Genomic DNA, 1202 nt, shown 5'->3' on the forward strand with positions numbered 1-1202 from the left:
GGGAGCATCCCGCTTTTTAACTAAGCATACCTACCCATTTTAATCTCATTATTTAAATATGCACATCTGAGTCTTAAAATTTGAGGCACATTTTTTTCGTTCCACTGTGCACCTACAATCTTAATTCTTGCTCCAATCTGTTTAATTAAAGACTCTACAGCTCCCGAACCAATATCAATACCCTGATTTTGATAATTCTGGTAATCTGGGATTCTTGACTGATGTTTTCGGAGATAATTCTGGAAATTTTTACTTTCTTTAGCTCTCACTCCTACAAATTCGGCTATAGCTTCTACTGTTGACCCTTGCCACAGTTGGCTCTCGACTCTTCTGAGTCGTTTGAGTGACCCCCCTACTTTATGTATATTTTCTCTCAAATGATACCAATCTAATACCTCTCTTCTTTGCTCTGTAGTCCCAATTTGATTAAACAGATTCCACACTCCATCATGACCATCTCCCAAACAAGTTATTACTTCACTTTGAAGTTGGCTATTTACCCACGCCACTAAATCTGCATTATTTTGAAAGAAGGCTGCTGCTACTTGACCATGTAACTTAACTGCCTTATAATTCCTCCAGACACTTTCTTCTCCTAAAGGAGTTCTTAGTCTGACGTTTCCTCCGTCTATACTCAATGCTTCTACTTTCTCAGTAGTTTCAGGCGGCAGCAATTTGTAACGCTCTAATAGCCGATGTTGTGTACTGTGGGGTACATAAATTCCTGTCAACATTTTGAGGTCTCTCTCCGCATTGGCAAAAGACTCATTTCCCACTAATAATAAACAACATTTCTCCAGATTCGGACTCAGGCGACTTCCCTTCTTCACTCCCAGCCTTTGGGCTTGTTTGCTCGATAGAGTTACTTCTCCTACACAACTTTTTATGGTTCTTTTTCTTCCCGAACCTTTTCCCCCCGCCGAGTGAAAAAAAAACCGCTAATTTCTGGTGCTACTGTCTTAATTAAATGTTCCCTCACACTCAGTTCTACGGATTCAAAGCTTTGTAGATTGTCTACTGGGGTATTCTTATAAAGGATCTCTGCTATTTCTTGGAGATTTATTTTGAGCTTCTGTTGTTCTTCTGGGGTCATGCTAACTTGGATTTTGGATTATGGTAATTTATCTGCTTTCTATTATGCCATCAGCTTAGCCAGACAATTGCCTGAGTATTTATACTGATCGCCAAAGTGGGATGCTCCC

At 39.9% G+C, this 1202-nt stretch carries 1 protein-coding gene; it reads right to left on the reverse strand.

Going from position 1 to position 1202, the window contains the following annotated elements; all coding sequences use genetic code 11:
* Positions 1-20: 20 nt before the first annotated feature.
* Positions 21-1093, reverse strand: a protein-coding gene (locus QUA74_RS29765) for an ISKra4 family transposase (protein WP_333336377.1) whose coding sequence is annotated in 2 segments (ribosomal slippage) — positions 21-940 and positions 940-1093 — 1074 coding nt in all. Because the reading frame shifts where the segments join, the coding sequence is not laid out codon by codon here.
* Positions 1094-1202: the final 109 nt, after the last annotated feature.

This window comes from Microcoleus sp. LAD1_D3, assembly GCF_036702135.1.
In the GTDB taxonomy this organism is placed as follows: domain Bacteria; phylum Cyanobacteriota; class Cyanobacteriia; order Cyanobacteriales; family Microcoleaceae; genus Microcoleus.